Source organism: Tepidanaerobacter sp. GT38 (assembly GCF_021991635.1).
Classification (GTDB): Bacteria; Bacillota; Thermosediminibacteria; order Thermosediminibacterales; family Tepidanaerobacteraceae; genus DTU063.
This window is the reverse complement of sequence record NZ_JAFFJA010000143.1, coordinates 1-1058: the sequence shown is the minus strand read 5'-3', so window position 1 is coordinate 1058 and position 1058 is coordinate 1. Positions and strand designations below refer to the sequence as shown.

The following is a 1058-nucleotide window of genomic DNA, read 5'->3' as shown; positions in this document are numbered from 1 at the left end:
TTTATTAATACATCCCGGGAACTGTTAAAAAACTTTACTGCACCAGAGGATTTGGCTGCAGCAGATTTATCAGAGCTAACGGCTTTTTTAAATAAACACTCTCGCGGTAGGTTGGGAGCTGATCGGGCAAAGCAGATACAAGCTTTGGCTAAAGGCACTTTTGGCATTAATATGGCACTAGATGCTTTCACCTTGGAACTTAGGTTGTTGGTCGAGCAAGTTGAATTCGTCGAAGAACAAATCAGTGTTATTGAGGAAGCCATTGACCAAGTTATGGAGGAAATGCGGCCTAGTAAGGATACTGCTTATCGCCATGTTTTAGAGACTATCCCTGGTGTAGGGCCTGTTTTGGCTGCTTCAATTATTGGAGAAATTGGCGATATTAACCGCTTTCCTAATGCTAAGGCTCTTGTGGCTTATGCTGGTTTAGATGCAACTGTGCGCTCTTCCGGTCAGTTTGAGGGTACCCGTAATCGCATTTCAAAAAGGGGTTCTCCTGTCCTAAGGCATAGCATTTGGCTCGCTGCTGTTTCCGCTAGACGTTTCAATCCGGAAATGAAAGAGTTTTTTGAGAAAAAACGCAGTGAAGGAAAGCATACACAAGTGGCAACGGGTGCCGTAGCTCGCCGTATGGTTCACTTGATATATTCTCTATGGAAAGATAACAGGCCTTTTGACCCTAACTATCAATGGTCACCCACAAACTCTCGTTAGTACCAGAATCTCTATGTGGTTGTCATAGAACAATTAAATATTTGTTGACTTTTCATAGCACGTCTTTGAATTTATTAACACCGTTTTATCTTAAGAAAAGGCTTTTTTCTATACTTCACCCAACAGAATCACCCCTTTTCAAACATTAAATTTCCCCTCTACTATATAAAGGACAAGAAAATGCCAATTTGTCACCCCCCCTCCTAAGAAATTTTTATATTTTCTTTTGTGGCTTGTATCTCATAATGGCCTCAATTATATAGCATGTTAAATCCTGAACGCCTTCATCGAAATCATACCCAAGGCTGTAACTATACTTTCTTATCAATGGGGATATCCTTAAA

At 40.6% G+C, this 1058-nt stretch carries 1 protein-coding gene; it reads left to right on the top strand.

What is annotated here, in order from left to right; genetic code table 11:
• A partial coding sequence (locus tag JT739_RS12610; protein WP_237661473.1) for an IS110 family transposase occupies positions 1-714 on the top strand: 714 nt, incomplete at its 5' end.
• Between the last annotated feature and the right edge of the window lie 344 nt (positions 715-1058).